This window comes from Thiocapsa imhoffii (genome assembly GCF_016583985.1).
GTDB lineage: Bacteria > Pseudomonadota > Gammaproteobacteria > Chromatiales > Chromatiaceae > Thiocapsa > Thiocapsa imhoffii.
In genome coordinates, this window is record NZ_NRSD01000020.1 from 1 (window position 1) to 13,450 (window position 13,450).

Genomic DNA, 13,450 nt, shown 5'->3' on the forward strand with positions numbered 1-13,450 from the left:
CCACAGGGCGCTGCGCGGGACGCCCGAGAGGTCGCCGAGGGTGCGGTAGCGGCGGGTCTCACGCCGCCCATGCCCCTGCTCGGTCGTCTCCAGGACCTCGGAGGCGACATCGGTGTACTCCCGCGCAGCGGCTTGGATGAACGCCTCCTCGACCTCGGTGGCCAAGGTGCTCTGGTTGCCCTTGAGCGCCAGGACATAGCGTCCACCCTGCGCCACGATCTGCTCGGCGATCGCGGTCCGACAGCCCATGGCATCGATGGTGACAATGCATCCGTTCAGTTGCAGCAGGTCCAGGACCTGCGGGATGGCGGTGATCTCGTTGGACTTCGCCTCGGTGGCCACCTGCCCGAGCACCACCCGATTGGCCGTCGCCCAAGCGCTCACCAGGTGCAGCGCCGCCAGCCCCTTGCCGCGATCGTGCGAGCGGCGCAGCGTCTCGCCGTCGATGGCGATGACCTCGCCCGGGATGACCGCGCGGATCGCCTCGACCCAGTCGCGAAAACAGGCCTCGAACGCCTCGGGCTGCAGCAGGCTGAAGACACGCCCGAAGGTATCGTGCGACGGGATGCCATTGGGCAGCTCCAAAAATTGCTTCAGCCACGCCTGCTTGGAACGTCCAAACTCCTCGATCTGGACCCAGCCATCGGCCCCGCAGAGGGTGGCGGCGATCGCAATCACGATCATGTCGAGCAGGTTGTGATGCCGCTTGAGCGCGCAGCGCGGGTCTTCAAGCGTCGAAAAATGCCTTATCAGGGAGCGGTCCAGGGTCATTTCGGGCATCGGCGGCAGCACACCATCAGCAAACACGGGTGCCGAATGTTAACGACCCTATCGATATAGTCCAGCAGTAATCGCTAATATTTTGATGCGATTGCCCTGCCCGGCGGCCCTGGCGCAGGCACGCGGCATGACCGAGATCGCCAAGGCGATCGGGATCGCGCGCGAGGCGCTCTCTACAAGGCATTGCGCTCCGACGCCCAGCCGCGGTTTGACACGATCGACCGCGCCTGTCATTCGCTGGGTGTCAAATTGGTGGCTCAACCAATCAAGGCGTGAATTCGGCAGGTCTACAACTGGCTGATCCGGTCTGTCACCGCATCGTTTCCGACAGGCGCTGGCTTGCCGTTCGGATGATCAAGGGTGATGTCAAAAAACCGGATAGTCCGATTGATCCCTGAGGCTTAGCGAACCTTTCTCTGGAAGGTGATACGTGCTTGGATGGGGGTCTGTCTTGGGGGTGCATAGGGGTCCACTGCACGAAACGCCTGGAAAGGCTGGAATGACTCAGAAGTCCCATGCACGGTGCGGCTTGCCGTGTAGTCTCATTGTGACTACAATATGGCTATCTGAACCTTTCCCGGAGAATCACCATGAGCACCGCCGATACCTACGTTCGCGCTCGCATCGACACCAACACCAAGGAACGCGCCGCTGAGGCACTCGAAGCAATGGGGTTGACCATTTCGGACGCCATTCGCTTGCTGATGTTGCGCGTAGCCGATGAGCGCCGGTTGCCCTTCGACGTGAAGGTGCCCAGCGCCACCACGCGCAAGGCCATTGCCGAGCTGGAATCGGGCAAGGGGAAGAAGTTTGCCAGCGTGGACGATCTGATGGCGGATTTGCATGCGGACGATTGATCGATCCTCCGCGTTCAAGCGCGACTACAAGCGGAAAGCCAAAGGGCGTCATCGCGCCACGCTTGATGACGATCTCAAGCCGGTCCTGGTCGCGCTGGCGACGGATCAGCCATTGGAGGCGCGTTTCCGCGACCACGATCTTTCCGGAGATTGGGCGGGCTACCGGGAATGTCACATCAAGCCCGACCTGCTGCTGATCTACCGCAAATCCGACTCCGACACTCTCCGATTGGCGCGGCTCGGCTCGCACAGCGAGCTTTTCGGCTGATCGCACGCTTGTGCACCACATGCACGGTTTAGGAGGGAAAAGTAGTGGGAGGGGATCTCGCTCGGGATCGCCGGCTATGGCTCATCCGTCAAGACTGGGCCGATACGTCGCTGAGGTAGTCCAGCGAAGCTGAGTTCTTCGATTCGCTTCGCGCGCTTTTTGCTTCGTGGTCGGCTGCGATCGCCGCCGCAGCGTGACGAGCGCTGTTGTGGCGCAGAAACACCGGGGAGCGCTCGCAGCGATAAACACGTTCCGGGGCTTAGGATTGTGTGTTTTCTTCGACCCGGAGTAACGCTGGGAGGCACGGGGATGCATTCCGGCAGCGCTCGCAAAAGGCTCAATCATAGACGCACGTGGATTTTCACCGCGACATCCGGATCGGCCAGCGGCTATTTCCAGATTCGATCGCCAGGGACTGGCGTCACGCACGGTGATGAAAGCAGGACCATGCTCGTCACCCGGTGCCAAGATGCGACCTGATTAGAAAGAATCTTCCGCCAGGCTCACGGAATAAGCCACCGGTCGGCGCAGACTGCTCGCAGGTCCACCACCCGACGGAGCCTGCCATGGCCATGAATCGGATCCAGTTCCAACAAGGGATGTCGTTGTTCGAGCACTTCCAGCACTTCGGCACCGAGACGCAGTGCGCGGCGGCGTTGGAGCGCACGCGCTGGCCGGACGGGTTTCGCTGCCCGAGCTGCGGCGGAGCCGCGCACTGCGTGCTGCGCGGCAGCACCCGCAAGACTTTCCAGTGCAACGCCTGCCATCACCAGACCTCGCTGATCGCCGGGACACTATTCGAAGGCACCAAACTGGGACTGACTGTGTGGTTCCTGGCGATCTATCTGATCGGCGAAGCCAAGACCGGTCTCTCGGCCTTGGCGCTGAAGCGCGACCTCGGGGTCAGTTACCCCACCGCCTGGCTGATCCACCACAAGCTGATGCAGGCAATGGTCGAGCGCGAGGCCGCCACCGTGCTGTGTGGAACCGTGCAGGTCGACGACGCCTACCTCGGCGGCGAGCTCGTCGGCGGCACCGCGGGACGGGGCTCGGAGAACAAGGTGCCCTTTATCGGTGCGGTCTCGTTGACGGACGAAGGGCATCCGCTGCGCGCCAAGTTCACCCCCTTGTCCGGCTTCACCCGCGCCGCCGTCGCCGCGTGGGCAGGCGCGAACCTCGCCCCCACCAGCACCGTCATCTCCGATGGCCTGGCCTGCTTCGCCGGCGTCACCGACATCGGCTGCACCCACCAGCCGACCGTCGTCGGGACGCGCAAACCCAAGGAGTTGCCCATGTTCCAATGGATCAACACCGTTCTCGGCAATCTCAAGACCGGCTTCAGCGGGGCATACCACAGCTTCGATTTCGGAAAATACGCCGAGCGCTACCTCGGCACGATCGCCTATCGCTTCAATCGCCGCTTCGATCTGCGCGCCCTGCCGACCCGCCTGCTGGCGGCGGCGACCGCTTGCGGCCCCCGCCCCGAGCCGTGGATCCGGCGCGTGGCTGAAGCTCCTTTCTAATCAGGAGGTGCGAAGCAAATCCAGGCATAACCGCGCAATTCGGCAACACATCCGGAAATAACCCTCGGAACCGTACAGATCTACGTGTGGTTTTGATTGCCTATCGCTGTTTGTGCTAGCCTCTCAATCCATGCGCCGGTGTGGAACTACGGCCGGCTATTGCTGGTCGTGTCGCGCCGGGTCGAGCGCCAGGCCAGCCGCAACGCAGGGCCGGCACCAGCGCCGAGCAGCTCGCCACCACTCCAGCTTGGGCACGACGATCCGGCACCACATCCAGGCATGGCGCTCACGCCAGTCCGAAAAAGGCTGGCGGGATTGTTCGCAACGTCATGGGTATCGCTCCACATGGAATCTGCCTCAAGGTGGCGGTTCGCGCGTCAGTGCACACCAGCACAGTTTCATACTGGTGTATAAATATTGGCCCGATTGTTTTTGTCTACACCCTCTTAGACTGAAGCGACCCGACACTCGGACACCGGCTTATCAGCCCCGGAGTCGTCGGTTCCCCGAACCCGTTGGCGATGAGCCAGTCGTCATTGTAGATCTTCGACATGTACTTCACGCCGCTGTCCGGCAGCACGGTCACGATGGTGGCCGGCGCACGCAGGGTCTTGGCGACCTGCAGGCAGCCCCAGACATTGGCGCCCGAGCTACCGCCACACAGGAGTCCCTCCTTGCGGGCCAAGTCGCGGCAGGTGGCGAAAGCATCGCCATCCTCGACTTGGATCACGTCGGTGAGGGCGGAAAAGTCCATGCACTCGGCCAGATGATCCTCGCCGATGCCTTCGACGTGATACGTCCCGATCATAGACGGATCGACCACGCCGCGATGAAAGTAGGAATGGTAGATCGACCCGATAGGGTCGACCAGCACCGTCCGGATCTCCGACTTCTGAGACCGCAGGTAACGGCCGGTTCCCGAGATAGTGCCCCCAGTGCTGCCGGCCGCCACGAACGCGGCGATTTGGTTCTTCAGAACCCTCCAGATCTCCGGACCGGTGGTGCGGAAATGCGCTTCGGCGTTGAGAGGATTGTCGTATTGGTTCAGCATGAACGAGCCGGGGCGCTCGGCGTGCAGACGACGGGCTGTGTCGACGTAATGGTCCGGCGAGCCCGGTGAGGCCGCGGTCGGGCAGACGATGATCTCGGCGCCTAACGCCCGCAGGGTGTCCTGCTTCTCCCGGCTCACTTTGTCCGGCATGGTGAGGATCGCGCGGTAGCCGCGCGTCGCCGCCAGCATCGCGATCGCGGCACCGGTGTTCCCGGACGTGTTCTCGACGATGGTGCCGCCTGCCCGCAAAGCGCCGCGTTGCTCAGCGTCGTCGATAATGTAGCGGACGATGCGATCCTTGATGCTGCCGCCCGGGTTCAGGTACTCAAGCTTGGCGAACAGCCGCACCCGTTCGGGAAGATCAAGCCGTGTCAGTTCCACGATCGGCGTCTGGCCGATAGCGTCTTGCAAATGCTTGGTCATCATCGTGCCTTCAGGACTTGAGCGATTCGAGAACCACGACCGTATGGCCAACGGCGGTTCCGCCGTGCAGCGCTTCGAGGGCCGCAGTGGCGCTGAGCACGTGCGGTCGGAGCGCGAGCTCGATCTGCTCGGCTTGGGCACCCGCCGCCACCGGCGAGAGGGTGCGAAACGTGTCCTCCAATACCGTTACCGGATAGAAATGGAACGGGCCGAGGCCGCGCTGCTCCCATGCCGCGTAGCCGCCGATCACCTCCTCGGGCTCCGACTGCACCTTCCAGGTGTAAATCAGGATGTCGCCGGCATAGCCGGTCTCCCGGGCGAGGCGGAGGATGATGGCGATCGGAATGCGGCCCCCAATCGAGGAGAGCACCCGGCCGCCAGGCTTGAGCATCGGGGCGGCCTGCTGCAGGGCTAGGTAATGCAGCGCGACGAGGTATTGCGAGACGAAGCCGGGTATGACCTCGCGCCGCTCGGCGATGAAGGTCGAGCTGGTCTGTCCGACTCCCAGATCGTCGCCGGTGTCGAGCGGGATGTTGGGCAGATTTTCGTAGATCAGATCGAATGCGAGGTTCTTGTCGGCGATCGGCGTCAGCAGGTCGCCGGCTGCGGAGAACAGCGTCACCTGCGAATGCATGACGATGTTGTCCTGGGAGGCGTAAATAAATAACTGGCCGATTTGGTCATGTTGTGCCATGTTTTCCGCATGGTCGAATCGGCACTGATTGAGCGCGTAAGGCGGAAGTTCCAGCGCTTGCAAAGCGTGCTGGACGAGCGTGGGCGTCGGCACTGGGCGGCCTGTGAAGCACTGGAGCTCGGTCACGGTGGGATCCGCGCCGTGGCTCAAGCCACCGGTTTAGGCGAGCGTACGATTCAACGTGGTTGCGAGGAAGTGCGCGGTGAAGAGGCGTCGGATCCATCGCCTGCGATGCGGACCCGGCGCTCCGGAGGAGGCCGGCATACGGTGACCGCACAGGATCCGAAACTGCTGGAGGCACTGGAAGCCTTGGTGGAGCCGAGCGCGCGGGGCGATCCCATGTCCCCCTTGCGCTGGACCTGCAAGAGCACACGCAAGCTCGCTGAAGCATTGGCGCGACAAGGTCATGGGGTCAGTCACAGCAAGGTGGCGCAGTTGCTCAAGCAACTGAATTATCGCCTGCAAGGGACGCGCAAATGTCTCGAGGGGAACTCGCATCCTGATCGGGACGCGCAGTTTCGCTATATCAATCGGTGTGTGAGAGTGTTTCAACGGGCCGGTCAGCCGGTGATCTCCGTGGACGCCAAGAGAAAGGAACTGGTCGGTCCCTTTGCCAATCGGGGCCGGGAATATCGCCCGAAGGGACAGCCCGAACCCGTCCGGACGCACGATTTCCCCGACAAAGTGCTGGGCAAGGTGTGCCCCTACGGGATCTATGATCTAACCGACAATCGCGGCTGGGTGAGCGTCGGCGTGGATCATGATACCGCCCAATTCGCCGTGGCCTCGATTCGGCGCTGGTGGGCTCGGATGGGACGCCAGTGCTACCCGCACGCGCAGTCGCTGTTGATCACCGCCGATGGGGGCGGCAGCAATGCCAGCCGCAACCGGCTCTGGAAAGTGGAGTTGCAGAAGCTGGCCGATGAACTCGGACTCGCCATCTACGTGCGCCACTTTCCGCCCGGCACCAGCAAGTGGAACAAAATCGAGCATCGCATGTTCTGTCACATCACCGAGAACTGGCGCGGCCGACCGCTCATCAATCACGAAGTCATCGTCAACCTCATCGCAAACACCACGACGACGCAGGGATTGGAGATCCGAGCCGAGCTTGACGAGGCCGGCTATCCGACCGGTATTGCCGTGAGCGACGAAGAGTTTCGCGCCGTGAATCTTGTTCCTGCCAGATTTCATGGCAGGGATTGGAACTACCTCATCAAGCCGCGCTCAGATCACGAGAAATCGGCCAGTTATTAATTTACAGCTCCCTGGATGTTCCGGCGGGCCTGGCGCGCAACGTCCTCGTGCAGATCGAGGACGACGACATTGTGGGCCTTCAGAATCTCGATCGCCGCGAGGGCGTCGAGGCCAGACCCCGTACCGATCGTGCAGAAGTCACGCGCCTCGACCCCGGTTTGCGCCAGCGCCAGAAACGCCGGAACCGCCACCGATGCGACCCAGTCGCTGCGCGGGTCGAGTGCCTTGGGTAGATAGGATCGGTCTGTCAGACCGAGCCGCGCCCGACGGCGGATGCAGGAGACGGAGTCGAGTCCGAAGAACGACGCCGTGTCAATGCTCAGGCCACACGGGTCTTCATTCGGCAGGCTTGCAATTTGTTCCATGACCATCTCCTCGGGTTGTCGAAAGAATTGTGAGCGCAAGCCCGGCCGCGATGATCGCGGCCCCCAGAAAGTCCGTCGGCTGCAGGACCGTGTTCAGCACCAAGTGGGATAGCACGACGCCGAAGAAGGGATTGAGCAGATGGTAGGACGATGCGGTTCCGGCACCGCTGGTACGGATCAGCACCAGCCACAGGGCCATGCCGCCGATCGTCACCACGACAGACAGATAGGCGATCGCCAGCGCGACTGGCAATGTGGGCGGCGACAGCGGCTCGCCGAACGTCAGCGCCACCGGTAGGAGTGCGACCGCCCCGACGGTCGACTGCCAGAAATTGAGGTGGAGGACCGGCAGCGTGGTCGCCTTGCCGCGGAACAGCACCGTACCGGCCGAGAACGCCGCCGTGCCGCCCACCGCCAGCGCCAGGCCAAACGGACTAGGAGGTGCCGTTGACGCGATCCCGGAAATCACCACGACCCCGAAGAAGCCAAACGCGATGCCGACCACCTTGAGCGGCACGAGCCGCTCCAGTCCGAGCGCGGCTGCCATCAGCGTGGTCATGAAGGGTGCACAACTCACCACCACGACCACCAACTCCGGTCGGACGGACTGCAGCGCCCAAAAGGTCGCGCCGAGATAAATCGCGTTGTTGAGTACACCGAGCAACCCGCCGAACACCATCGTCCTCTTGTCGGTGAGAAGCGACATCTGCGCTAAGACGAACGGTGCCATCAAGATTGAGCTCAAGAAAAAGCGAAGTGTCAGAGTGGTGAAAGGGTCGTATTGGTCGAGCGCGATCTTTCCGACCACGAAGGCGGAACTCCACACAGCGCTGAAAACCGCCACGATGGCGTAAAATGCCAACCTATTCATCAAGCGCACCTTCGCTCATTGATCGCACCTTCATTGACGCGGCCATGATCACAAGCGGAGTTTTTGCAGTAAAATTAATTATTGATCGGCGATTATTAATAAATATAATAGCGCTAAGTTGGACACGAATCGGTTTGGGTGCGTCATGGAGATTCGATCGCGATCACATCCGGAAGCGCGGCGCGTCACGCTGGAGCACTTGCGCGCCTTCATCGGTGTCGTCGAGGGCGGGGGATTTCAGAGCGCCAGCCGCGAGCTGTGCCGCACCCAGTCGGCGGTCACCCAAAGCCTGCAGAAGCTTGAGGAAATCCTCGATTGCCGGCTGTTGGAGCGGCGTCAGGGGCATGTCGTTGGTCTCACCGCCGCAGGCGAGCGCCTGCTGCCGTCGGCGCGCGAGATTCTTGCCCGTCTGTCAAACGCCGTCGCGACGCTGCAGAAGCCGGAACTGTCGGGACGGATTGCCCTCGGGGTTCCGGACGATTTCAAGGTCGCCGACATAAATGGAGCGATCTCGCGCTGCCTCGGATTAAACCGCCGGCTACGCATCGAGGTGACGTCGGCGCTGTCGTCACAGGTCGCGCGTCTACTCAACGAGGGGCTGCTCGACGTCGGACTCCTAAAGTCGACGGTCAAGCCAGGGCAGCTGGCCGCCAGCGTCCCGGACGACCGCATCCTGCGGGTCGAACCGCTCCACTGGGTCGGTAACAGCCTCGTCCATGCGAGCGCCTTCGACGAGCTGCCGATCGTCACTTTTCCGGACGGGTGCGCGTATCGGCGAGCCGGACTCGATGCGCTCGGCGGGGCTGGTCGCCCGACCTATTTCTCTTATGTCAGCGCCTCCTACGAAAACATCCGTAGCGCTGTGTCGGCCGGTCTCGGAATCGGCATCCTACCGCATGGTGCGATCGCCCGGGATCACGTTGTGCTCGGACCCACTGAGGGCTTTCCCGACCTTCCGTCGGTCCAGCTGCGCCTGATCGTGAGATCCCGCGGCATCCTGTTCGAGCGGTTCGCCGATTTTCTCCAGGGTTTACCGACCTTCGAGCCGGTGGCGTGGTGCGAATCCGTCTGAGGCGGCGCAGTGGCCTGCGCCTCGAAGCCACCGACCGGGGACGCGCTCACTCCACCACGGCGCGAGGCCGAGCATCTCGATGATCACCCGCCATCAACTCGATGATCACCCGCCATCAAACAGAGGTCGTGTCCAGTGTGATTTTATTTCGACTGCGACGGAGAAGGGAATCGATTGCACAACGAACTCGGCTGCCGCTTGACTTGCGGTGAAGCGGCTGTCGCGGATTGGCGAGGAGCCTCAATGGCTTGGTAGCCGTTGCATCGTCCGCTGATGATGCGTTTATCGAAACGCTTCGCAGCAACTGATGGCACCCTCGCGACCTTTAATGTGACTTCGTCGCCGTTGCGGATCGCCGGTCCGACGAGACGCTCGATACCGTGGGTATGCTCCCGTCGGGCTTGACGCGTCGGGTCGACGACTGGCCCGGAAACAGTTGCGGGTTGCTTTAGGTGATCTTCCGCCGACCCCTTACCGTTACAGTGACGCGTGGGACGTCGTGCACCGACTCCGGTGGCCTGTCGGGGATTCCATCGTGTTCCTTCTCCAGGTCGCACGGCGTGGCCTTCTTTTCCGGACGCCCGAGGCGGTGCGTAAAGCCACACGCAGGGCACTCCGAAAGGTCATGCTTTCGTGCTCCGCACTCCGGACATGGTGCATACGCCATCAACATCTCCTGATCATCGTTGTGCGACACGACGTCGCTTTTGCATCTCCAAAGGCCCTCATGCCCGCTCTGCCGTCAAGGGCCATCACGCGCATCGCTCTGACCATTGGCCGGGCGCCGGCTCACCCCTGGTTGAACGCCGAGTTTGCGCAATGCATTGAGGAGTGCGGTGCGGCCGGCATCGGTCTCCTTCGGGCTGCGGGAATGGACGAACGGGCGCGCCATTCCCGGGCATCGGGCGCAAAGACTCCCGAACACCCCTTTCGTGTAGCGCAGGGCGGACAGCACGTCGCGCAACCAAGCGTCGAGATCCGCTCCAGGCGCAAGGGTGAAGGCCAGGCCCTTGAAATGTTCCTCGAGCTCGACCCATTCGCCGTTCTCGCTGAGGTCGCATCGCGTCCGTCGTTGGATCTCGAGGACGAAGTGAGCACGGTGATCGATCACGATGCGGGTGACCAAGATGCCTCGCGGCTGCAATCCGGCGACATTGAAATAGAGCCAGCGCTTCTGGTCGGGTGCGAGCGATTCCTCCTCCTCGGGGTTGAACCGTCGCAACCCGATGAGTTTGAAATCAGCATCGTCACGAAACCCGTCTGCGAAGGTGTACCAGTGCACCGACTGAACGCTGGTCGGATACTCCGCGTGGAGGGCCTGCATCGCATTCCACATCTCCTGCACGACCCCAGCCGACGGGACGACGGTGCGAGCATAGACCTGCGCCATGCCGACGCGTTTACCACCGCCGCAGGGATCGCCGGTCGCGAAGGCGGTTGGATCGTTTGCGAGCACCGCACCTCCTCCGTTCCGGCTCCGCGGTCTTTCGGCCTTGACGGTTTCGATTGGTCTAGGGGGGCCGATCACTTTAACATCCGACTCGCGAATCTCTGTGGTTTCGGCGTCGTGGTCGGGCTCCAGCGCGGTGGTGAGATCGGGCAGGTCCACGCCCTCCAAAGTTCGGCGCACCGGTGCACCTTCGATCGACTCCACCCCGAAGGGCGTGTCTACCGTGCTGCCGGCGACGGGGCGGATCACGACCACCTTCGGTCCGCGCGGGTCGGAGCATCCGTTGATGCCGAGGGCGAGAAAGGCCGTGCCCCCGTTGATCCACTTGCCTGTGACGCGAAGCGCCGCGCGATCATGGAACCATGGCCCGATCTTCAAGAATGCGTAGGAACCGCGCCCGTAGGCGCTTTCCGCTTGGCTGTAAATCGCTTTGCTCGCAAGGCGCGCCGCGTCCTCGCGTTGCAGATGAGCGAGGAAGACCGTGTCCGTGATTCGCAGCCTCGGCGGCACTATTTGAAACCAGGCTACATCGGTGTCAGGTTCGTCGCAGGGACCGAGCATTCTGCTCTCGACCTCGGGCCAGGGGTAGGTGGCCAGAATGCGCCGGACTTCTGCTGACCGTCCGTAGCAGCGGGTAAAGTACTCCAGGCAGGGAATCAGAAGGTCATGGTCGCGCAGGCGAAATCGGAGTAGCCAGTTGCGGTCCCTCGGGTACCTGAGTAGGTAGTCCGAGGCGTCGATCGTGCAGGTATTCGAGTCGCTCGGAGATACGAAGTCCCAGTGCCCCGGCGTGAAATCCACCTCGAACGTGTGCTCGTGAAAGAGGATCTGCGACCGGGCGATACCTTCCGACCAGATCGAACCGATTCTAAGCAGCCCGAGGTGGGTGAGGGCAGCGGACAACTGGACCCAGCTACCGGGTGTTCCGTCCTCCAAAACACGTCGTAGAAACACGGCGACCCGCGGTACCGAATCGGCCGCCGGGTTGCGCTGTATGCCTCCGTACCACCAGACCACCAGAGGCTGGCGAGCCGTGGCGGGCAGCATGACGTCGAGAACGCGAACTGTGCCGGTAACGGGACACGTCCGAATCGGGTCCGTCATGTGGCTCGCCATGCGAATCCGGAGCGCGGGGGGGCATGGGCAGAAGATCTGTCGCGTCCGTCTCGATGGTCCTGGACTGAGGCACCGGTGGCCTTTGCAGATTTGCCCTCGCGGAAAGGTCCCGTATCGTGTATTGGGCCGCTCGGGGCGGCTGAGGTGGCGTCGCACTCATTCCTGAAATGTCGCAGCCATTTCTGAAACTGACAGCCAGGTGGTCAGCTTCATCAAGCAAAAGCGCGATCCATCCGGCACGCGTCTACGGCGAGCGCCAGCGCAACTCTACGGGACAGCACTTTTGGGCTCGGGGAGGCTTTGTCTCAACCGTCGGTCGGGATGAAGCGATGATCCGAGCGTACATCCAGGGCGACACGCTGCGCGCCTGGGTGCGCAAGGCGCTGGACCCGACGCACACCTCGTCACCGACGCCTTCGCGAGCCTCGGCTGCGCCGGGGCGCAAGTCGCCGCCTTCGGGGCGATCGTGGTCAGCCCCCGCAAATCCAGCGAGATCGATGCGTTCCGCTGGGTCAATACCATCATCTCCAACTTCAAGACCGCGATCCGGGGCACCTATCACCACGTCAACGTCCACAAGTACTTGGCGCGCTACCTCGCCGAGGCGCAGTATCGCCTGAACCGCCGCTTCGATCTGCTCTCGCTGGTCTGGCGCCTCCTCCATGCCAGCGTCCGCACCCCGCCCAGCCCCGAGAAATGGCTGCGCACGGGCGCAGTCCGCTCGGCGTGAAATGATCTGGCTGAGGCACGGCGCTAATCACCAAGCAATGAGTGGCAAGGAGCCAAAGCCCGACAGGCTGCTAGAGCATCCCTAGCACAGCCGCCTTGACCGCCGCGGCCAGCTTGTTGACGGTTCCGAGCTTCCCCACCGCGTTGTTGATATGAAAGTTGACGGTGCGCTCGGAAATGCCAAGGATGATTGAAATGTCCCCGGAGGTTTTGCCGTCCGCGGTCCATCGCAACACCGTCAGCTCCCGTTCCGTAAGATGGCTTTCGGTATCGGGAAGCAGCTGGGACCCGAGGCAACGCGACATGCCGATGTGGGCGATTTGCGTGAGCCAGCTCATCTTCGCGGCCTTGTCGCGCAACTCCGCGTCGGAGAGCGGTTCATCGGAGCGCGCCAGTGTCAACAAGCCCCCCATACCCCGGGCATCTCGGCTGGATTGAGCCCAACCGACGTGCAGGCCGAAGGAGCGGGCCTCCTCCCACAGCTCACGGGCCGAGGCAAAGATTGCGTCGCTCCAGAGCAGCGGCAGCGAGGAGTGCGTGCCGTGTTTTACCGTCGGGTCGATGGCTAGATACCCTCTCTTCTGGTAACGGGCCTGCCAGCCGAGTGGATAGTTGTTGAGCATGAGGATCCGCGGCCGAGAAATCGGCACTGGCGTGCGCAGGCCGTAGGCGCAGTAGTCGAAACCAAGGCCCCGGGCGACCAAGGAGAGCCTGTCGAACAGCTCCCGTTCGTCGTCGATTGTCAGCAGTAAATGCAGCTGATCCTCCTGCCAGCCAGCCATCGAGTCGCTCCTTGGAGATCCGGCTTGGCCGCTTCGGGAGCGGTGCCGGGACCCTGACAGATGCGACAGTACCTGGGATGATCGCCCCTGGGAAACGTCATATCGTGTCTGGCCGAAAGCTGTTTCGTTCTGCAAGACAGTAACTCCCAGCAGGTAAGCCGTCGCCTTTGGCGGTGGACTCCTTGAGGCTCCACCGTTTCGGCGTACGAAGA

The 13,450-nt window shown here is 62.5% G+C and carries 14 protein-coding genes and 1 pseudogene; 8 read left to right on the forward strand and 7 right to left on the reverse strand.

Translation table 11 applies throughout. From position 1 onward, the window contains the following. On the reverse strand, positions 1–780 hold a 780-nt coding region (locus CKO25_RS15875; protein WP_242467661.1), incomplete at its 3' end, for an ISAs1 family transposase. A 183-nt stretch (positions 781–963) separates the two neighbouring features. Here CKO25_RS15875 and CKO25_RS21825 point away from each other — a divergent pair. From CKO25_RS21825 to CKO25_RS15890, 4 genes are all read left to right on the forward strand, one after another. Then, positions 964–1,056 (forward strand): helix-turn-helix domain-containing protein, encoded by a 93-nt coding sequence (locus tag CKO25_RS21825; protein ID WP_338115149.1) that lies wholly within the window; start codon positions 964–966, stop codon positions 1,054–1,056. 314 nt (positions 1,057–1,370) lie between these two features. Beyond that, the gene (locus CKO25_RS15880; RefSeq protein ID WP_200388933.1) at positions 1,371–1,637 is read left to right on the forward strand and encodes a type II toxin-antitoxin system RelB/DinJ family antitoxin; all 267 of its coding nucleotides are present in this window, start codon (positions 1,371–1,373) and stop codon (positions 1,635–1,637) included. Then, complete coding sequence (locus CKO25_RS15885; protein WP_093038193.1) at positions 1,624–1,905, forward strand: type II toxin-antitoxin system YafQ family toxin; 282 nt, start codon at positions 1,624–1,626, stop codon at positions 1,903–1,905. Before CKO25_RS15880 ends, CKO25_RS15885 begins: the two co-directional genes overlap by 14 nt. 566 nt (positions 1,906–2,471) lie before the next feature. Next, the gene (locus tag CKO25_RS15890) at positions 2,472–3,428 is read left to right on the forward strand and encodes an IS1595 family transposase (protein ID WP_200388934.1); all 957 of its coding nucleotides are present in this window, start codon (positions 2,472–2,474) and stop codon (positions 3,426–3,428) included. Positions 3,429–3,864: 436 nt separating this feature from the next. Here the strand turns inward: CKO25_RS15890 and CKO25_RS15895 are convergent, their stop codons facing one another. Both CKO25_RS15895 and CKO25_RS15900 read right to left on the reverse strand, forming a co-directional pair. Then, entirely contained in the window at positions 3,865–4,905 is a 1,041-nt protein-coding gene (locus CKO25_RS15895; protein ID WP_200388935.1) for a PLP-dependent cysteine synthase family protein, read from the reverse strand. 7 nt (positions 4,906–4,912) lie between these two features. Further along, positions 4,913–5,596, reverse strand: a complete 684-nt coding sequence (locus CKO25_RS15900) for a hypothetical protein (protein WP_200388936.1) — start codon at positions 5,594–5,596, stop codon at positions 4,913–4,915. Between the two features lie 9 nt (positions 5,597–5,605). On the opposite strand from CKO25_RS15900, the gene CKO25_RS15905 reads away from it, so the two are divergent. After that, positions 5,606–6,853 (forward strand): ISAzo13 family transposase, encoded by a 1,248-nt coding sequence (locus CKO25_RS15905; RefSeq protein ID WP_200388974.1) that lies wholly within the window; start codon positions 5,606–5,608, stop codon positions 6,851–6,853. Here CKO25_RS15905 and CKO25_RS15910 read toward each other — a convergent pair. Continuing rightward, positions 6,850–7,218, reverse strand: a complete 369-nt coding sequence (locus CKO25_RS15910; RefSeq protein ID WP_200388937.1) for a hypothetical protein — start codon at positions 7,216–7,218, stop codon at positions 6,850–6,852. The genes CKO25_RS15905 and CKO25_RS15910 overlap by 4 nt on opposite strands. Beyond that, positions 7,190–8,089: a DMT family transporter gene (locus CKO25_RS15915; protein ID WP_200388938.1), complete on the reverse strand. Its 900-nt coding sequence runs from the start codon at positions 8,087–8,089 to the stop codon at positions 7,190–7,192. Before CKO25_RS15915 ends, CKO25_RS15910 begins: the two co-directional genes overlap by 29 nt. A gap of 145 nt (positions 8,090–8,234) precedes the next feature. Here CKO25_RS15915 and CKO25_RS15920 point away from each other — a divergent pair, with 145 nt between their 5' ends. Continuing rightward, a complete protein-coding gene (locus tag CKO25_RS15920; RefSeq protein ID WP_200388939.1) occupies positions 8,235–9,161 on the forward strand; it encodes a LysR family transcriptional regulator in 927 nt (308 codons plus the stop codon). Between the two features lie 742 nt (positions 9,162–9,903). Here the strand turns inward: CKO25_RS15920 and CKO25_RS15925 are convergent. Beyond that, the gene (locus tag CKO25_RS15925; protein WP_200388940.1) at positions 9,904–11,715 is read right to left on the reverse strand and encodes a hypothetical protein; all 1,812 of its coding nucleotides are present in this window, start codon (positions 11,713–11,715) and stop codon (positions 9,904–9,906) included. Between the two features lie 230 nt (positions 11,716–11,945). Between CKO25_RS15925 and CKO25_RS15930 the strand changes: the two are divergent. Both CKO25_RS15930 and CKO25_RS15935 read left to right on the forward strand, forming a co-directional pair. Continuing rightward, positions 11,946–12,077 (forward strand): annotated as a pseudogene (locus tag CKO25_RS15930) (IS200/IS605 family transposase); the annotation flags it as partial. A gap of 17 nt (positions 12,078–12,094) precedes the next feature. After that, positions 12,095–12,457, forward strand: a complete 363-nt coding sequence (locus CKO25_RS15935; protein WP_200388975.1) for a transposase — start codon at positions 12,095–12,097, stop codon at positions 12,455–12,457. 70 nt (positions 12,458–12,527) lie between these two features. On the opposite strand, the gene CKO25_RS15940 is transcribed toward CKO25_RS15935, so the two are convergent. Beyond that, positions 12,528–13,238, reverse strand: coding sequence for an autoinducer binding domain-containing protein (locus CKO25_RS15940; protein ID WP_200388941.1), 711 nt, complete (start codon positions 13,236–13,238; stop codon positions 12,528–12,530). Between the last annotated feature and the right edge of the window lie 212 nt (positions 13,239–13,450).

What these genes read in the sequence shown, in the direction of transcription:
- CKO25_RS15880 (WP_200388933.1), top strand. Translation starts at nt 1,371, where the DNA reads ATGAGCACCGCCGATACCTACGTTCGCGCTCGCATCGACACCAACACC.
- CKO25_RS15885 (WP_093038193.1), top strand. Translation starts at nt 1,624, where the DNA reads ATGCGGACGATTGATCGATCCTCCGCGTTCAAGCGCGACTACAAGCGG.
- CKO25_RS15890 (WP_200388934.1), top strand. Translation starts at nt 2,472, where the DNA reads ATGGCCATGAATCGGATCCAGTTCCAACAAGGGATGTCGTTGTTCGAG.
- CKO25_RS15895 (WP_200388935.1), bottom strand. Translation starts at nt 4,905, where the DNA reads ATGATGACCAAGCATTTGCAAGACGCTATCGGCCAGACGCCGATCGTG.
- CKO25_RS15900 (WP_200388936.1), bottom strand. Translation starts at nt 5,596, where the DNA reads ATGGCACAACATGACCAAATCGGCCAGTTATTTATTTACGCCTCCCAG.
- CKO25_RS15905 (WP_200388974.1), top strand. Translation starts at nt 5,606, where the DNA reads ATGGTCGAATCGGCACTGATTGAGCGCGTAAGGCGGAAGTTCCAGCGC.
- CKO25_RS15910 (WP_200388937.1), bottom strand. Translation starts at nt 7,218, where the DNA reads ATGGAACAAATTGCAAGCCTGCCGAATGAAGACCCGTGTGGCCTGAGC.
- CKO25_RS15915 (WP_200388938.1), bottom strand. Translation starts at nt 8,089, where the DNA reads ATGAATAGGTTGGCATTTTACGCCATCGTGGCGGTTTTCAGCGCTGTG.
- CKO25_RS15920 (WP_200388939.1), top strand. Translation starts at nt 8,235, where the DNA reads ATGGAGATTCGATCGCGATCACATCCGGAAGCGCGGCGCGTCACGCTG.
- CKO25_RS15925 (WP_200388940.1), bottom strand. Translation starts at nt 11,715, where the DNA reads ATGACGGACCCGATTCGGACGTGTCCCGTTACCGGCACAGTTCGCGTT.
- CKO25_RS15940 (WP_200388941.1), bottom strand. Translation starts at nt 13,238, where the DNA reads ATGGCTGGCTGGCAGGAGGATCAGCTGCATTTACTGCTGACAATCGAC.